The sequence below is a fragment of the Brevundimonas sp. 01N35 genome, assembly GCF_056399785.1.
Window position 1 is genome coordinate 163,551 of record NZ_JBFTRZ010000007.1, and the last position, 14,997, is coordinate 178,547.

Annotated in this window: 18 protein-coding genes and 1 tRNA gene; 13 read left to right on the top strand and 6 right to left on the bottom strand. The window is 66.0% G+C overall.

All coding sequences use genetic code 11. From position 1 onward, the window contains the following. The first annotated feature begins 182 nt into the window (after window positions 1-182). From AC1DJ5_RS09430 to AC1DJ5_RS09455, 6 genes are all read left to right on the top strand, one after another. Window positions 183-1,790 (top strand): response regulator, encoded by a 1,608-nt coding sequence (locus AC1DJ5_RS09430; RefSeq protein ID WP_477020428.1) that lies wholly within the window; start codon window positions 183-185, stop codon window positions 1,788-1,790. A gap of 162 nt (window positions 1,791-1,952) precedes the next feature. Further along, a complete protein-coding gene (locus tag AC1DJ5_RS09435) occupies window positions 1,953-2,435 on the top strand; it encodes a PaaI family thioesterase (protein ID WP_477020429.1) in 483 nt (160 codons plus the stop codon). After that, window positions 2,432-2,839 (top strand): PaaI family thioesterase, encoded by a 408-nt coding sequence (locus AC1DJ5_RS09440; protein ID WP_477020430.1) that lies wholly within the window; start codon window positions 2,432-2,434, stop codon window positions 2,837-2,839. The genes AC1DJ5_RS09435 and AC1DJ5_RS09440 overlap by 4 nt, the downstream gene beginning before the upstream one ends. 117 nt (window positions 2,840-2,956) lie before the next feature. After that, window positions 2,957-3,304: a hypothetical protein gene (locus AC1DJ5_RS09445; RefSeq protein WP_477020431.1), complete on the top strand. Its 348-nt coding sequence runs from the start codon at window positions 2,957-2,959 to the stop codon at window positions 3,302-3,304. Between the two features lie 91 nt (window positions 3,305-3,395). Next, entirely contained in the window at window positions 3,396-3,830 is a 435-nt protein-coding gene (locus tag AC1DJ5_RS09450; protein ID WP_477020432.1) for a hypothetical protein, read from the top strand. Between the two features lie 58 nt (window positions 3,831-3,888). Next, window positions 3,889-4,524 (top strand): S24 family peptidase, encoded by a 636-nt coding sequence (locus tag AC1DJ5_RS09455; protein WP_477020433.1) that lies wholly within the window; start codon window positions 3,889-3,891, stop codon window positions 4,522-4,524. 163 nt (window positions 4,525-4,687) lie between these two features. Here the strand turns inward: AC1DJ5_RS09455 and AC1DJ5_RS09460 are convergent, their stop codons facing one another. Together AC1DJ5_RS09460 and AC1DJ5_RS09465 are read right to left on the bottom strand one after the other, a co-directional pair. Next, window positions 4,688-5,161, bottom strand: coding sequence for an SH3 domain-containing protein (locus tag AC1DJ5_RS09460; protein WP_441454791.1), 474 nt, complete (start codon window positions 5,159-5,161; stop codon window positions 4,688-4,690). A 193-nt stretch (window positions 5,162-5,354) separates the two neighbouring features. Continuing rightward, window positions 5,355-7,028 (bottom strand): lysine--tRNA ligase, encoded by a 1,674-nt coding sequence (locus AC1DJ5_RS09465; protein WP_477020434.1) that lies wholly within the window; start codon window positions 7,026-7,028, stop codon window positions 5,355-5,357. Window positions 7,029-7,233: 205 nt separating this feature from the next. Between AC1DJ5_RS09465 and AC1DJ5_RS09470 the strand changes: the two genes are divergently transcribed. Then, window positions 7,234-8,055 carry a hypothetical protein gene (locus AC1DJ5_RS09470; protein WP_477020435.1) on the top strand — a complete coding sequence of 274 codons (822 nt, stop codon included), beginning with the start codon at window positions 7,234-7,236 and terminating at the stop codon, window positions 8,053-8,055. Here the strand turns inward: AC1DJ5_RS09470 and AC1DJ5_RS09475 are convergent. Continuing rightward, window positions 8,052-8,510 carry a MaoC family dehydratase gene (locus AC1DJ5_RS09475; protein WP_441454794.1) on the bottom strand — a complete coding sequence of 153 codons (459 nt, stop codon included), beginning with the start codon at window positions 8,508-8,510 and terminating at the stop codon, window positions 8,052-8,054. The genes AC1DJ5_RS09470 and AC1DJ5_RS09475 overlap by 4 nt on opposite strands. Before the next feature lie 117 nt (window positions 8,511-8,627). Between AC1DJ5_RS09475 and queA the strand changes: the two genes are divergently transcribed. The 3 genes from queA to tgt all read left to right on the top strand — a co-directional run bounded on the left by queA (window position 8,628) and on the right by tgt (window position 11,462). After that, a complete protein-coding gene (gene queA / locus AC1DJ5_RS09480) occupies window positions 8,628-9,734 on the top strand; it encodes a tRNA preQ1(34) S-adenosylmethionine ribosyltransferase-isomerase QueA (RefSeq protein WP_477020436.1) in 1,107 nt (368 codons plus the stop codon). Continuing rightward, complete coding sequence (locus tag AC1DJ5_RS09485) at window positions 9,731-10,198, top strand: nucleotidyltransferase domain-containing protein (protein WP_441454796.1); 468 nt, start codon at window positions 9,731-9,733, stop codon at window positions 10,196-10,198. The genes queA and AC1DJ5_RS09485 overlap by 4 nt, the downstream gene beginning before the upstream one ends. Before the next feature lie 148 nt (window positions 10,199-10,346). Next, on the top strand, window positions 10,347-11,462 hold the full coding sequence (gene tgt / locus AC1DJ5_RS09490; protein WP_477020443.1) for a tRNA guanosine(34) transglycosylase Tgt: 1,116 nt from the start codon (window positions 10,347-10,349) through the stop codon (window positions 11,460-11,462). A 6-nt stretch (window positions 11,463-11,468) separates the two neighbouring features. On the opposite strand, the gene AC1DJ5_RS09495 is transcribed toward tgt, so the two are convergent. The 3 genes from AC1DJ5_RS09495 to AC1DJ5_RS09505 form a co-directional block, all read right to left on the bottom strand. After that, window positions 11,469-12,029, bottom strand: a complete 561-nt coding sequence (locus AC1DJ5_RS09495) for a hypothetical protein (protein ID WP_441454797.1) — start codon at window positions 12,027-12,029, stop codon at window positions 11,469-11,471. A 72-nt stretch (window positions 12,030-12,101) separates the two neighbouring features. After that, window positions 12,102-12,437 (bottom strand): hypothetical protein, encoded by a 336-nt coding sequence (locus AC1DJ5_RS09500; RefSeq protein WP_441454798.1) that lies wholly within the window; start codon window positions 12,435-12,437, stop codon window positions 12,102-12,104. An 89-nt stretch (window positions 12,438-12,526) separates the two neighbouring features. Next, window positions 12,527-12,662: transfer RNA gene (locus tag AC1DJ5_RS09505), tRNA-Ser, on the bottom strand. 89 nt (window positions 12,663-12,751) lie between these two features. Between AC1DJ5_RS09505 and AC1DJ5_RS09510 the strand changes: the two genes are divergently transcribed. The 3 genes from AC1DJ5_RS09510 (at window position 12,752) to AC1DJ5_RS09520 (ending at window position 14,967) form a co-directional block, all read left to right on the top strand. Then, entirely contained in the window at window positions 12,752-14,074 is a 1,323-nt protein-coding gene (locus AC1DJ5_RS09510) for a tyrosine-type recombinase/integrase (RefSeq protein ID WP_441454799.1), read from the top strand. A gap of 103 nt (window positions 14,075-14,177) precedes the next feature. Then, window positions 14,178-14,477, top strand: a complete 300-nt coding sequence (locus AC1DJ5_RS09515; protein ID WP_441454800.1) for an HAD family hydrolase — start codon at window positions 14,178-14,180, stop codon at window positions 14,475-14,477. Window positions 14,478-14,628: 151 nt separating this feature from the next. Next, complete coding sequence (locus AC1DJ5_RS09520) at window positions 14,629-14,967, top strand: hypothetical protein (RefSeq protein ID WP_441454801.1); 339 nt, start codon at window positions 14,629-14,631, stop codon at window positions 14,965-14,967. Window positions 14,968-14,997: the final 30 nt, after the last annotated feature.

The following is a 14,997-nucleotide window of genomic DNA, read 5'->3' on the forward strand; positions in this document are numbered from 1 at the left end:
CGCGCGCATCCAAAGAAGGACCGGAAAAAATGGATCGACGCTTCCTATACGCCAGTCAGCCCGCCGCCGCAAAAGGCGTCGCCTCCGACCTTTTCGTCAAGGTGAGCAAATTCGATTCGTCCTTAACCCTTCCGCAAAGGATTCTCATCAAATGTAAAACTCCATAGTGGAGTGCCGGCCGTATGCCGACGATCGAAGTGCTGACCGAGCGCGTAGAGCCGGTGACCGCCACCACCATGGCGGGCGAGGTCTTCGTTCGTTTCGAACGGGAGCCGGACACCCTTGTCATCCCCGTTGTCGACGGCGACCGCCCTCTGGGCCTGATCGAACGCAGCGACTTCCTGATGAAGCTGGCCGGACCGCTGGGCCAGAGCCTGTACGGCGCCCGCGAAGTCATCCACATCATGGACAACGAGCCCGCTGTGGTCGAGGCCGGCGTCCGTATCGACGCCTTTTCCGACATCATTCTGAAGAGCGGCCCCGGCGCGCTGATGCGCGGCTTCATCGTCACCCGCAATGGCGCCTATCGCGGCGTCGGCACGGCCGTGTCCCTGCTGCGCGCCGTCAACGCCATCCAGCGCCAGCAGAACCGCGACCTGTCGGATCAGGTGCGCGCGCTTGGCGACGCCGAGATTCAGGCCGCGGCGACCGCTCGCGCCAAGAGCCAGTTCGTGGGGCTGATGAGCCGCGAACTGCGCACACCGATGAACGGTGTCCTGGCGGTGGCCGAACTGCTGCGTCGCCAACCGCTGAACGACGCCGCCCTGGCCCACGTCCAGACCATCATCGATTCCTCCGAGACCCTGCTGGACACCCTGCAGGACGCCCTGGATCTGGCCCGCGCCGAGGCCGGCGAGCTTGAGCTGACGCTCGCGCCGACGCCGCTGCGCGCCGTGATGGACGAGGTTCAGGCCCTGTGGGCGCCACGCGCCGCCCAGGACGGCGTCACCCTGATGGTCGGCTATGAGGGCGACACCGAACTGGCCAGCGTGCTGGACGGCCGGCGTCTGAGCCAGGTGTTCAACAACCTGATCGGCCATGCGCTGAAATTCGCGCGCAACGGCATGGTGGAAGCCAGTCTGAAGGCGCACGTCGTCGGCGATCAGGTCCGCCTGGAGGCCCGCGTGCGCGACGACGGCCCCGGCGTGGACCCGGCCCGCATCAATCAGATTTTCGACCACGCCGCCGGCCCGGACGGCGCCGGTCTCAGCCTGTCGATCTGCCGCCATATCGTCGAACAGATGGACGGCCGCATCTGGGCCGAGAACAACGCCGGTCGCGGCGCCACATTCGCCTTCGACCTGTCGGCGCTGCGCGCCGTCATCCAGCAGGAAGAGCCGTCGAACGTCTCCACCCTGGGCGAACTGGACCTGCAGGCCCGCCCCCACATCCTGATCGCCGACGACAACGCCACCAACCGCGTCGTCGCCCAGGCCCTGTGCGAAATGTTCGGCTGCACCTCGGAAACCGTCGAGGACGGCCAGGAGGCGCTGGAAGCCGTGCAGGCGCGTCCGTTCGATCTGATCCTGATGGACATCAAGATGCCGCGCCTGGACGGAGTCCAGGCGACCCAGGCCATCCGCGCCCTCAGCGGCGACGCGCGCAACATCGCCATCATCGCCCTGACCGCCAACGCCGATCCCGAGGACGCCAGACACTATCTGGCGGCGGGCATGGCGGCGGTCGTCGAAAAGCCGATCAAGCCGGAACGCCTGCGAATGGCGATGAACGCGGCGCTGGCGTCCGATCCGGCCGCGACCGACATCGCGCGCGAACGCGGCGTCGCCTGACGCGTCCCGCCCGGGCCGGGCGTCCGGGCGACTCCATCCGCTTCCGCTGCTGAACTGAACGCCCCCGGCCGAGCACGGCTGGACAAGGCTGCGCGCGCGGGTTCACGAAGGTCGAGCTGATCAGGCCGCCCGTTCGGGCGCCGGCCAAGACAGGACGCCCTGATGACCGACACGTTTCTGACGACCCTCCTGCCCCAGTTGGCCTCGGGGGCCGCCCACACCCACGCGCTCGGCTTCGGCTATGAGGGCCTGGACGGCGATCGCGTGCGAATCCGCGTCCCTTACCGCGACGATCTGGTCGGAGATCCCGAAACCGGCGTCCTGGCGGGCGGCCTGGTCACCACCCTGCTCGACCATGTCGGCGGTCTGGCGGTCTGGGTGGCGCTGAAGACCTATCAGCCGATCGCCACCCTGGATCTTCGGGTCGACTATATGCGCGCCGCCATTCCCGGCCGCGACCTGCTGGCCGAAGCCCGTTGCTATCGCCTGACGCGCACCCTCGGCTTCGTTCGCGCCTGGGCGTTCGAGGACGATCCCGCCGATCCGGTGGCGGCCGCCCAGTCCGCCTATGTCATCAGCGCCGAGGGCGATCATCGCGCCGGCGCCAACCTGCGCGCGGCCCGCGCCGCCGGAGACGCCGCATGATCGCTCCCCTGCTCGACAGCCTGCCTTACGCCCGTTTTCTGGACCTCAGGACTCAGGTCAACGGCGACGAGCTGACCGTGGTCATGCCCTTCCAGGACAAGCTGATCGGCAACCCCATGCTGCCGGCGCTGCATGGCGGCTCGACCGCGGCCTTGCTGGAAATGACCGCCGTCGCCCAGGTGTCGCTGACCTACCCACGGCTGCGCCTGCCGCGCCCGATCAACGTCACCGTGGCCTATCTGCGCTCGGGCAAGCCCAGCGACGTCTATGCCCGCGCCCGGATCAACAAGGCCGGTCGCCGCGTCGCCCATGTGGTGGCGGAGGCCTGGCAGGAAAGTCGCGACCATCCCATCGCCGCCCTGACGGCTCACTTCCTGCTCGACGAGGGCGACGATGCAACCTAAAATGGTTAATTACTGTTAACTAAAAGTTGAATCGTAACCATTGGTAAACAAATCGTTGCCAAATTCCCTTAATGCGCGTTAAGAAATGACCGTTGTCCTTTATTGAGGGGTAAAGTCATGGACCGCACTGAAGTCATCGCCAGCGTCGCCGGCGATCTCTACGCCACCGAAAAAGCCGTGGATGACGCCATCACCCACGCCACCACCTTGGTCCAGTCGATGATCGGCGCCCGCGCCGCCCTGTCGATCTCGCCGGTTTCCGGCGCTGGTTCGCAGGCCAAGGCCGTCGAGGCCATCATGGCCCTCAGCACCGCGCGCGACGCCGTTGTCGCCTGCCACGCCGAGCTCCAGAAGGACCACCGCCGCCTCGGCTATGGCGTCTATTCGGTCGGCCCGGTCAACAAGCCCGAGGAATGGGACGACCGTCCGATGACTCGCAAGGACTCGCATCTGCGCGTCGCGTGAAATTCCCGTAATATAGGGGATCGGCTCTCCGGTTCCTGACAGATTTGCGTTATGTTCGCCCCCATTGTCATTGCGACGATGGGGGCGATTCATGTTTGGGACGTGGCCGGCTTTGGTCGGAGCTGCCTTTGTGGTGGCGGTCGGGCTGTTCGCCCTCATCAAGGGTGGCGAGCCTGAGAAGATCGGCGCGGGCACGTTTCTCTTTGGCTGGTTCGCCTCGCTAATGGTCCAGAGCAACGCCGGCCTGTTCGGCGTCCAATGGGCAATGTTCGCGATCGACGTCGTGATGCTGATCATCTTCGGCGCCATGGTCTGGAAGGCGCCCCGATCCTGGCCGGTTTGGGCTTGCGCGCTGCAACTTCTGGTCGTGACCAGCCACGTCATGATCATGGCGGATCTACGGACGCCGATCTCGGCCTTCTACACGGTCGTCAACATGACCGGCTACGGCATCATGCTGGCCATCGCCGTCGGCACCTTCTGGGCCTGGCAGGAACGGCGCGCCATCGGCGCCGAAGCCGAATAGGTGGATATTCCTATCATCTCACGATAGGCTGCGGCGTCACCGTCTCGGAACGCCGTCAGTGCCTCTGTCCCACGCCAAACTCTGGAAAGCGATCGACGCCCTGGCGCATCGCGAGGGCACCTCGCCTTCCGGCCTGGCGCGGCGCGCCGGTCTGGACGCGACCAGTTTCAACCCGTCGAAACGCCTTGGACCCGGCGAGCCGCCGCGGCCGCGCTGGCCCTCGACGGAGAGCCTGACCCGGGTTCTGGAGGCGACCGGTGTTTCCCTCGGCGCCTTCGCCGCCCTGGCCGACGACGCGCCGCCTGAGGATCGGTCCATTCCCCTGCTGGGCCTGGCCAAGGCGGGCGCCGACGGCTTCTTCGACGACGCTGGCCTGCCGCTGGCCGACGGGTGGGACCAGACCGACCTGCCGACCCGCAAGGACAGCCTGTTCAGCCTGACGATCGACGGCGATTCCATGGCCCCGCTCTATCGGCCCGGCGATCGCGTGATCGTGGACCTGGAGGCGTCCGACGTGCGGCGCGGCGACCGGGTCGCGGTGCGCACCACCGACGGCGAGACCCTGGCCAAGGAGATCGCGGCCATGAATGCGCGTGAGGTCACCCTAGCCTCGATCAATCCCGCCTATCCGCCGCGCGCCCTGCCCCGGCGCGACATCCTCTGGATGGGTCGCATCCTGTGGGTCAGCCAGTAACGCGCTCAAACAGGCCAAGGGCTGGTAGCGCACAAAGCCGCGCTAAAACGGGCCAGAGGCCGGTGGCGCACAAAGCCGCGCTCAAGCAGGCCGAAGGCCGATAGCGCAAAAAGAAAGAGCCGCCCCCGATGGGACGGCCCTCCTTGTTAAACCTGTCAGGCCCTTAGTTCCGCGTAACGTGGTGGGCGTTCACCCAGCCGCCGCCGGCGATCTGCACCCACTCGCCTTGCGAGCCTATGGCCGTGAAGGGCTGGCCGGCCGACAGCCTGCCGGTCTGGCGATAGTTGGTGCCCGGCCCCGTGCGGATGCGCAGGTTCGAGCTCGCGCGGTACGAGTTGGCGGCCGCCTGATTGGCCGCACGCGCACGTTGCTGGTTGCAGCCGACGTAGGAACCGGCGGCGGCGCCGGCGCCGGCGCCGACCACGGCGCCAAGGGCGCGCTCATGCTTGGACACCTGGCTGCCGGCCAGGCCGCCCAGCACGGCGCCGATCGCCGCGCCCGCTTGCTGGCGACCGCCCGGGGCGTCGCAGTTGGTGATGCCGTTGGCTTGCGCGCTGGCGGTCATCGGCACGGCGGCCGAACCGAGGGCGGCGAACATTGCGGTGGCGGCGAGGCCCGCCTTGAAGAATTTCGACATACTCTCTCTCCTGTCATCGAGGGTCGTGAGGGAAAGAATGCCTAGCTCAAGGTGAAGGCTCCCGGAGCCTCGCCGTTATTCTCGGTTCATAATGGTTAAGGCCGCTCATGATGCTGGGCCTATCGCGCTTCGCGCTACTTGAGGCCGAGAAGAAAAAGAGCCGCCGCGGTTTCCCGCGACGACCCCAGATCATTCAGCCCTCAGCCAATTCGCCGTTCGCCCCGGCTTCGATCAGGGCGATGGTCTGCGGCAAACCATAGATGGCCGCGAACGACCCGAACCGCGGCCCCTGCGAGGCGCCCAACAGCACCTCGTACAGAGCCCCGAACCAGGCCCGCAGCGGCTCGAACTCGTGCGCCTTGCCCACGGCATAGACCTCGCCCTGGATGGCCTCGCCGTCGGTCGTGTCGACCGGCAGGGCCTTCAGACGTTCCGCCAGATCGAGCAACGCCGCCTTCTCCTTGTCGTCGGGCAGACGATAGGTCTTCGAGGGCTTCACGAAGTCCTCGTAGTAGTTCAGCGCATAGCCCATCAGGCGGTCCAGCACCGGCTCGTTCTCGGGCGTGGCTTCGGGCAGGTACTTGGCGAAATAGGCCCAGAGCTGATCCTTGGTCGAGGCGTTGGCCACGCCGACCAGGTTCAGCAGCAGGGCGAAGGACACCGGCGAGGCGCTCTCGGGCGGGGTCCCTGAGTGGATGTGCCAGACGGCGTTGTCGATCTGCTTGGCCGGTTCCTGCGTCTTGTACTGCTCGATGAAGGACAGATAGTCGTCCGTCGCGCGCGGAATGACGTTGAAATGCAGGCTCTTGGCCGACTTCGGCGACTGGAACATATACCAGGACAGGCTCTCGGGCGTGCCATAGCGCAGCCACTCGTCCATCGTCAGGCCGTTGCCCTTGGACTTGGAGATCTTCTTGCCCTCGACGTCGAGGAACAGCTCGTAGTTGAAGCCTTCCGGGGGCACGCCGCCCAGGGCGCGGCAGACCTTGGACGACTCGCGCACCGACTCGATCAGATCCTTGCCCGACATTTCGTAATCGACGCCCAGGGCGGTCCAGCGCATGGCCCAGTCGGGCTTCCACTGCAGCTTCATATGGCCGCCGGTGACGGGGACCTCGGTGCGACCGCCCGCCGGGTCGTCGAAGGTGATGGTGCCGCGCTCGACATCGCGTTCCAGCGTCGGCACCTGCAGCACATGGCCGGTGATCGGGCTGATCGGCAGGAAGGGCGAATAGGTGGCGCGGCGCTCCTCGCCCAGGGTCGGCAGCATGATGCCCATGACCTTGTCGAAGCGCTCCAGCAGCGTCAGCAGGGTCGCGTCGAACCGGCCCGACCGATAGGTCTCGGTCGAGGACATGAACTCGTAGTCGAAACCGAAGCTGTCGAGGAAGGCGCGCAGGCGGGCGTTGTTGTGCGCGCCGAAGCTGTCGTGCGTGCCGAACGGATCGCGCACCTTGGTCAGCGGCAGGTTCAGGTCTTCGCGCAGCATCTCGGCGTTGGGGATGCCCTCCGGCACCTTGCGCAGGCCGTCCATGTCGTCCGAGAAGGCGATCAGGCGCGTGCGCCAGTGGTCGCCGGTCAGGGCGCGAAAAGCGTTGCGCACCATGGTCGTGCGCGCGACTTCGCCGAACGTGCCCATGTGCGGCAGGCCCGACGGGCCGTAACCCGTCTCCAGGATCACCGGCGCGTTCAACGCCTCGAAGGTCGCCAGAGCCTCGTCCGCCTTGCCCGCGTCGATGAGCAGTTTCGCCGCATCGCGCTCCGCATCCGACAGCCGTTTTTTGAGCACGTGGGCCAGCAGGTTGCGCGCTTGCTCAAACGGCCACGAACGGGCCTCACGGGACAGGGTTTCAAGGTTCTGAAGCATGCATCGGGCTTTGAAGCCTTGAACGCGCGGGGTCAACAGCAGCGGGCGGATCAGAGCCGCGCAGCGAGCATGACAGGCATTTAAGTAGGCGCGGCCCGCCCGCTGTGTTCATCCATGCGCCATGGTCAAGCTGAACCGTAGATTGGCGCTCCTCGGCGGTCTTTCGGCCGCCGGATGCACGTCCGCCCCATTGTCATCCGAAGGCGTGTCCGAGTTCAGTCTGGCGCTGCAGGCCCGCCTGCCTCGCCAGCCGCCCTTCCTGGCCGTGTTCGAGCGCGGCGACCAGACGCTGGGCTTTGTGGCGGCGAGACATTCCATCGACGGCGACCATCCGACCTTCGCTCTGGTGCGAACCGCCTTCGATGCAGTCCAGCCCCGCGCTGCCATCATCGAAGGCATCGAGACGGCGCTGGGCGAACGGCCGCGTCCGATCGTGGACCAGGCTCGCCGCCTGAAGGCGCCTTCGAACCCGTTCGCGGCAGGCGAAGCCGTCTACACGGCGCAGTTGGCGATGAACCGCGACATCCCTTTTTGGGGCGGCGAGCCGTCCGATCAGGACATATTCTCCGCCCTGCTGGCGGCAGGCAGCGATCCCGAGGACGCCTTCTACGCCTTCCTCTTCGGCCCGCTCGCCCAGAGCGTGAGGGAGGGTGGCATCAGCGGACCGAACGACCCCCGCTTCGATCCCGCCTTTGAGCGCTGGGCCAAAGGGAACGCGCGCGACCTGACGCCAGCGCCCGACACCAGCGCCCTCGCCTTTCGCGCCTGGTATCGCGACCGCTCCGGCCTCGACCTGAACGCCGATCTGAACTGGCTGGCGAGCAATGATCCCGACTACGCAGGGCCGGTCCAGCGCGAGTTGAAGCTGCACATGAAAATCAGGGATCAGCATCTGTTCGACCTGATCCGGTCGCGGCTGGAGACACATCGTCGCCTCCTCGTGGTCTATGGCAGCAGCCATATCGCCACGATGTGGAGCCCTCTGGTTCAACAGTTGGGGCGTCCACGCCTGATCGGAGGGGCCTAGAGCCGCGCGGATGCGTGCCTCGGCAATTGCATCTGGTTCTCGAAACTCATGGCCAGTTCGCCGTCCTGATTGGTGACCCAGGTCTTGGTGCGGACCACGCCGCGGTCGGGCTGGCTCTTGGACGGGCGGATTTCGAGGATCTCGCGACGCGCCTTCAGCGTGTCGCCGGGCCGCACCGGGCGCAGCCAGCGCAGGTCGTCGATGCCGAGGCCCAGCATGGGCGTCGCGCCGAAATAGGCGGCGTCCACGTATTCTCGCATGACCCGCGCGGCGACGTGCCAGCCGCTGGCGATCAGACCACCGAACCGGCCCTCGGCGGCAGCGGCGGGATCAATGTGCATGGGCTGGGGGTCGAACTGCTCGGCGAAGGCGATCACCTCGGCCTCGGTGATAGTGAAGGGCTCGCCCTCCCAGCTCTCGCCGACCGTCAGGTCGTCCAGATAGCGATCGGCCATGTCGTCTTCCTCATGCGAATTCGGCCTTCAGATAGTCGGTTCGCGCGACCGCACCAACCGCCCTGTCTCGCCGCCCGCCTTGACCCGGCGGCGCGGTCATGGCCTTTGCCCCACCTCATGCTGACCTCAGATTTCGACTTCGACCTGCCCGATGACTGCATCGCGCTGCGCCCTGCCGAGCCGCGCGATTCCGCGCGCCTGCTGGTGGTCAAGGACGGCGCGCTGAACGACCGGATCGTCCACGACCTGCCGGACTTCCTGCAGCCCGGCGACGCCCTGGTGTTCAACGACACGCGGGTGATCCCGGCGCGCCTCTCGGGCGTGCGCCAGCGCCCCAACCCCGTGATCGGGGGGCCGGAAGGCGAGACCCTGACCGTCGAGGTCGAGGCCACCCTGCACCACCGCGACGCCCCCGACGTCTGGTCCGCCTTCATGAAGCCGGGCAAGCGCATCAAGCCGGGCGACCGGATCCATTTCGGGCGCAACAGCGACGCCGCCTGCGAACTGGGTCGGCTGGACGCCACGGTCGAGGCCAAGAACGAAGACGGCCTGATCACCCTGCGTTTCGATCTGGCCGGCCCCGCGCTGGACGACGCCATCCGCGACGTCGGGGTCATGCCCCTGCCCCCCTATATCGCGGCCAAGCGGCCCGAGGACGACCGCGATCTGAAGGACTATCAGACAGTCTTCGCGACCTATGACGGCTCGGTCGCCGCGCCCACGGCGGGCCTGCACTTCACCCCCACCCTGCTGGACGCCATCCGCGCGCGCGGCGTCAGCACCCACGCCGTGACCCTGCACGTCGGCGCCGGCACCTTCCTGCCCGTCAAGGCGGACGACACCGCCGATCACAAGATGCACAGCGAGTGGGGCGAGGTCTCGGCCGAGACCGCCGCAGCCCTGAACGCCGTCCGCGCCGCCGGCGGCCGCATCGTCTGCGTCGGCACCACCAGCTTGCGCCTTCTGGAAAGCGCCACGACCGAGGACGGCGTGGTCCAGCCCTTCCACGGCGACACCGCCATCTTCATCACGCCCGGCTACCGCTTCCGCGCCTGCGACGTGCTCATGACCAATTTCCACCTGCCGCGCTCGACCCTGTTCATGCTGGTCTCGGCCTTCGCCGGCATCAAGACCATGCGCGCCGCCTACGCCCACGCCATCGACAGCGGCTATCGCTTCTATTCCTATGGCGACGGGAGCCTGCTGTTCCGGAGCGACGCATGACCGACGACCTGCCCGATGATCTCGCCGCCTCTCTCGACATCCTCGCCTCGGCGGCGAGCGAGCTTCAGGACCCGTGGTGGATTTTCGGCGGGGCGGCCATGGTGCTGGCGGGGCTTCAGGACTGGCGCGCGCCCGACATTGACATCATGGCCAGCCCGCGCGACGCCCGCCGCCTGATCGAGGCCCTGCACGGCCAGGTGGTCGAAGACCCCGGCGAGGGCGTGTTCCGTTCGCAGGTGTTCGGCCAGATCCTGACCACGCCGGTGCCGCTGGACGTCATGGCGGGCCTGGACGTGCGGGCGGGCGGCGACTGGGTGCCCGTGACCTTCTCGACCCGCGTGCCGATCGTGCTGGAGGACTTCACCGTCTTCACCCCGTCGATCACCGAGCAGATCGAGACCTGCCGCCTGTTCGGCCGGCCCAAGGACCTGCAGCGCGCCGAAATGCTGGAAAGCCTGCGCTAACTTTCTTCCCCCGCTCATCCCGGCGGACGCCGGGATCCAGTTCTTTGGGTGACAGGGCGGACCGTTCCGTGGTTGAGCAATCTCGAATTCACGCCGCCAGTCTGCGGCTCTCACTGGATCCCGGCGTCCGCCGGGATGAGCGGAGTCCCTGTTGCCCTTCCCGTTTGAAATTTCCGCCACCGAAGGCCGCGCCCGCACCGGGGTGCTGAAGACCCCGCGCGGCGACATCCGCACCCCCGCCTTCATGCCCGTCGGCACCGCCGCCACGGTCAAGGCGATGACGGTGGATCAGGTCAAGCAGACCGGCGCCGACATCCTGCTGGGCAACACCTATCACCTCATGCTGCGTCCCGGACCGGAGCGGATGGAGCGTCTGGGCGGGCTCCACAATTTCATGCGCTGGGACAAGCCGATCCTGACCGACTCGGGCGGCTTCCAGGTCATGAGCCTGTCGGGCATCTCCAAGCTGACCGAGGAGGCCGTGACCTTCTCCAGCCATATTGACGGCTCCAAGCACGTCCTGACGCCGGAACGTTCGATCCAGATTCAGGCCGACCGGCTCGGCTCCGACATTGTCATGCAGTTGGACGAATGCGTCGCCTGGCCCGCCGAGGAAAAGCGCGCCCGTCAGGGCATGGAGCTGTCAGCCCGCTGGGCGCAGCGCTCCAAGAACGCCTTCGGCACGCGCGACACACAGGCCCTGTTCGGCATCCAGCAGGGCTCGACCTATGAAAACCTGCGCCGGGAATCCTCGGAACGGCTGCAAGAGATCGGCTTCGACGGCTACGCCCTGGGCGGTCTGGCTGTCGGCGAAGGCCATGAAGCCATGTGCGAGGTGCTGGACTATGCGCCCGAGTTCCTGCCCAAGGACCGCCCCCGCTATCTGATGGGCGTCGGCAAGCCCATTGATCTGGTCGAGGCGGTCTATCGCGGCGTTGACATGTTCGACTGCGTCCTGCCGACCCGCGCTGGTCGCCACGGTCAGGCCTGGACCTGGGACGGGCCGATCAACCTGAAGAACGCCCGCTTCGCCGAGGATCAGGACCCGCTGGACATGGGCGTGCCCTGCCCCGCGTCCAACGACTATTCGAAGGCCTACCTGCACCACCTGATCCGCGCCGACGAGATTCTCGGCAAGGTGCTGCTCAGCTGGCACAACATCGCCTTCTTCCAGGCCCTGACGGCGGCGATGCGGGAAGCGATCAGCGAAGGCCGCTTCGAACAGTTCCGGCGCGACTTCCACGCCCGCCACGTCAAACGCTGACGACGCTTAGCTCGGCTGCACCGCAGGCCTCGGCCGGAACCAGTCGGGGGCGGCGGGCGGGGCGCAGTTCCGCTGCATCCCTATGCCCTTCAGGAAGGCGCGGCGCATCCGCCCCGCCTGGATGGCGGACTGGACGTGCTTGCTGTGCTGGTCGGCGCCCGACAGTTTCCTGATCCAGTTGCGACCGGGGATGAAGTCCGTCGTCGTGTTGCGGATGGCCTCCAGTGTGGCGCGCGCCGCCGCGTCGGCGGCGCGTTCGCTGAGGAAGCTTCCGTCCTGCGACGGCGGCCGGTCGGCGTCCGGACCCAGCGCCTCGTCCAACCGCGCGATCTCGGCGCCGATGGTCGTGCACTGGTTCAGGTTGCGCAGATCATAGGGATTGGATTCCGCCTGCAGCAGCACCGTCGGAATGTATTCCCGACGCAGGTTGAAGTCCTCCAGCGGCGCAGTGGCGGCCTCGCCGAAGCCGGCCCCGACCTCGCGCGCGCCGCCCACAGCGGAACGGCCGGCGTTGCAGCCAGACAAGGTCGTCGCCATCACAGCGGAAACAAGCAGAACAATGCGCATGCCGCCTTAGATCATGGCGGACGCCGGGGGTGAAGTCGCCCTTGAGCGGATGGGGCGTCGACGGATAAGGCGTCAGCGGATGGGGCGGGCGTTGAAGCGGTCCTGGTTGGCCTTGCGCGTTTTCTTGCCCTGACCACCGTGCGCCTCGGTGCGGATAGGGCGGGTGTTGTGATTGCGACCTTGCTGCTGACCCTCGGCGCCGGTGGCGTCGCCCTCGTCAGCATATTCCGCCACCTCGCCCGCCGCCGGGGCCGCCAGGGTCGAATCGGCCACGTCGTGCGCGGTGTAGGACTTGGGTTCGGGGTGAACGGCTCGGTTCTGCTCGCGCGCCTGATCGTTCGGCGCAGACGGATCGTTCACTGCGTTCTGGGACGTGGCGTTGGAAGAGGTGGTGTTCTGATGCGGCATGGCCGATCTCCCTTGCACTTCTGACCAAAACCAAGGGCGACGAACGGTCGTTCCGTCGCCGGGCCTGGGAGTTCAGAAAAAAGGGGAGATGGTACGCCCCCTCGGGCTCGAACCGAGGACCCTCTGATTAAAAGTCAGACGAAGTATTGATTTCATTGGGTTTCAGGGCTTTTCAGGTAATTTGATAAATACCTGTTTATATTTGATTTTCCCGCTCAGTACCGTCCAACGCTTTCCATGTAGTCTCTGCTTTTTGTGCCCCATATGTGCCCCAAAATGCTTTGGGGCACAGACAAATCTGGCATACTTGCCTCATGCCCAAGGTCCGCCTGACAGACAAATACGTTGCGTCCATCGCCGCCCCGTCGGGGATGCGGCTCGACATCTTCGACGAGAACCCACTCGGCGCGGGCCTCATGCTGCGAGTTAGCGAAACCGGGCGGAAGTCCTGGACGCTCCGCTACCGGACCGAAGACGGCGACCAGCGCCGCCTCGGCCTCGGCATCTATCCCGCTGTTTCACTGGCCGACGCTCGAAAGCGATGCGCCCAAGCCCGCCTCCAGGCCTCGGATGGCGCCGATCCCTCTGGTGAGAAGCGTCGAAAGAAGGTCGAGCGCCGCTCGCAGACCATCAAGACATTCCAGGATCTCAGCGTCGCCTATTTCGCAGCCACTGAACGCGGAGAATGGAAGCCACGCGGAAAACGCAAGCGGGAGTCCACGATCGCCGGCGAGCAATGGCTTTGGACGAAGCATATCGAACCGACTCTTGGGGCGCTTCGACTTGAGGACGTGACCCCGGCGGCCATTAAGACGCTCCTGCGGAGACTGATCGCGAAGGGCCAGGACACGAGCTCTAATCGCGTCCGCGCACAGATCCGTCAGATGTTCAATTATGCGATTCTGGAGGCCGAGGCGGTCACAGTGAATCCCGTCGCCAAGGTTCCGCCGTTGGGAGACGAGTCGCCCCGTGACCGCGTACTGCGCGACGAAGAGATCGGCGCGATTTGGCGAGGCTTGGACGACCCAACGGTCCTGACGTGCGCGAAGAGCGCACGACGCAAGAACCAGCGCGTTTACGTCAGCCGCCCCGTCGGCATTGCGATCAAGCTGCTGCTCCTCACCTTGCAGCGCCGCCATGAGGTCGCAAATATGACGCGAGCGGAGGTCGACCTCGAACAAGCTGTCTGGACGATACCGGCCTCGCGAACCAAGAACGGCCGAGCTACGCATGTGCCGCTGTCACCGTGCGCCTTGGCCCTCATTCGGGAGGCGATGGCGCTCGTCAACGAACCCACGCCGTTCGTCTTTCCCGCACGGTGGGACCGCAGCAAATCGCTGACTCCAGCTGCGTTGAGTCGCGCCCTGCGGGATGTACGAAGCGCCCTCTCGTTGCCAACGCTTACCCCGCACGACCTGAGACGTACGGCGGCGAGTAATATGGCGAGTGAACGTCTTCGGATTTCACCTTTCGTCATCGGACGAATTCTCAATCACACGAGCGAGAAAGGCGGCGCTGCTGCGGTCACACTTTCGACCTACGCCCTTTACGACTTCATGGCGGAGAAGCGTTCAGCGCTTATCGCATGGGACCGCCTGCTCGCCTCTATCCTGACAGCGTGCGCAGAGGCTGCTTAGCCCTTCACCCGAGCGAGCGCCTGTCGACCCGCAGGCGCAGATCGGTCTTCGCAACGAGCCTTACACCCTGATCCTCGAAACCACTTTCGAGACCTGGCCCGGCGTGGCGGCCTTGTTCGGCGTGATACCGCCGCGCGCGCGGATCTGGTCCGGCTGGTCGGGGGTCGGGCCCGAAGCAAACAAGGGCGCTGTCTTCCTCACGCTGGCCAAGCGGGTGGATATCACGCCCGAGCAGGTCGCCCAACGACGACATGATATTCAAAAAAGCGGCTTCTCCATCGCCATGGGCAACGCAAGCGACGCGGTCAAAGCGAACGACCGTCATGACCGACAGCAACGAAGACGACGGGTTCGCCAAGGCGGCACCGTCCGTCCCGGCAGGCAATCCCAGATTGTAGTTTAGCCGCTCTGCTTGGACCTCTCAGCCATGACCCCGAAAGTCATTGCATTCACGCCCCCGCCCGACGGCAGGTTCCACTGACATCAAGAAATTTCCTGGGAACCGTTTGAGCCGCGCCAGCCTTCTTTTGACGCAAATCGGAGAGGATCTGTCCATGAAACTACTGCTCCCGGCTCTCGTCACGACAGCTTTGCTTCTGACGGCATGCAGCGACCACAAAAAGGCCGATGAAGGCCGCGTCGAAGGTCCGGCAGTGGCCCCATCCGAAAGCCCGCGAAATCCTGCGGTCGACACCGGCGGCACAGAACCTCTGACTCCCGGAGCGAACTCCTTCACTGAAGCCCAGGCGCGATCGGCGATCGAGAAGAAAGGCTACACCGCGATTGGTCCCCTGAGCCAGGACACCCAGGGCATCTGGAGCGCAACGGCCACCAAGAACGGCGCTAAGACCAAGGTGTCGGTCGATTACAAGGGCGAAGTCGTCGCTGGCTGACCCCCAGGCCTTTCCCCACTCTTTTGAAGG

Bases quoted from the DNA above. Each gene is read 5' to 3' on its own strand.
- AC1DJ5_RS09460 (WP_441454791.1), bottom strand. From the start codon at position 5,161: ATGTCGAAATTCTTCAAGGCGGGCCTCGCCGCCACCGCAATGTTCGCC.
- queA (WP_477020436.1), top strand. From the start codon at position 8,628: ATGCTGACCTCAGATTTCGACTTCGACCTGCCCGATGACTGCATCGCG.
- AC1DJ5_RS09450 (WP_477020432.1), top strand. From the start codon at position 3,396: ATGTTTGGGACGTGGCCGGCTTTGGTCGGAGCTGCCTTTGTGGTGGCG.
- AC1DJ5_RS09485 (WP_441454796.1), top strand. From the start codon at position 9,731: ATGACCGACGACCTGCCCGATGATCTCGCCGCCTCTCTCGACATCCTC.
- AC1DJ5_RS09435 (WP_477020429.1), top strand. From the start codon at position 1,953: ATGACCGACACGTTTCTGACGACCCTCCTGCCCCAGTTGGCCTCGGGG.
- AC1DJ5_RS09500 (WP_441454798.1), bottom strand. From the start codon at position 12,437: ATGCCGCATCAGAACACCACCTCTTCCAACGCCACGTCCCAGAACGCA.
- AC1DJ5_RS09520 (WP_441454801.1), top strand. From the start codon at position 14,629: ATGAAACTACTGCTCCCGGCTCTCGTCACGACAGCTTTGCTTCTGACG.
- AC1DJ5_RS09440 (WP_477020430.1), top strand. From the start codon at position 2,432: ATGATCGCTCCCCTGCTCGACAGCCTGCCTTACGCCCGTTTTCTGGAC.
- AC1DJ5_RS09495 (WP_441454797.1), bottom strand. From the start codon at position 12,029: ATGCGCATTGTTCTGCTTGTTTCCGCTGTGATGGCGACGACCTTGTCT.
- AC1DJ5_RS09430 (WP_477020428.1), top strand. From the start codon at position 183: ATGCCGACGATCGAAGTGCTGACCGAGCGCGTAGAGCCGGTGACCGCC.
- AC1DJ5_RS09465 (WP_477020434.1), bottom strand. From the start codon at position 7,028: ATGCTTCAGAACCTTGAAACCCTGTCCCGTGAGGCCCGTTCGTGGCCG.
- AC1DJ5_RS09475 (WP_441454794.1), bottom strand. From the start codon at position 8,510: ATGGCCGATCGCTATCTGGACGACCTGACGGTCGGCGAGAGCTGGGAG.
- AC1DJ5_RS09510 (WP_441454799.1), top strand. From the start codon at position 12,752: ATGCCCAAGGTCCGCCTGACAGACAAATACGTTGCGTCCATCGCCGCC.
- AC1DJ5_RS09445 (WP_477020431.1), top strand. From the start codon at position 2,957: ATGGACCGCACTGAAGTCATCGCCAGCGTCGCCGGCGATCTCTACGCC.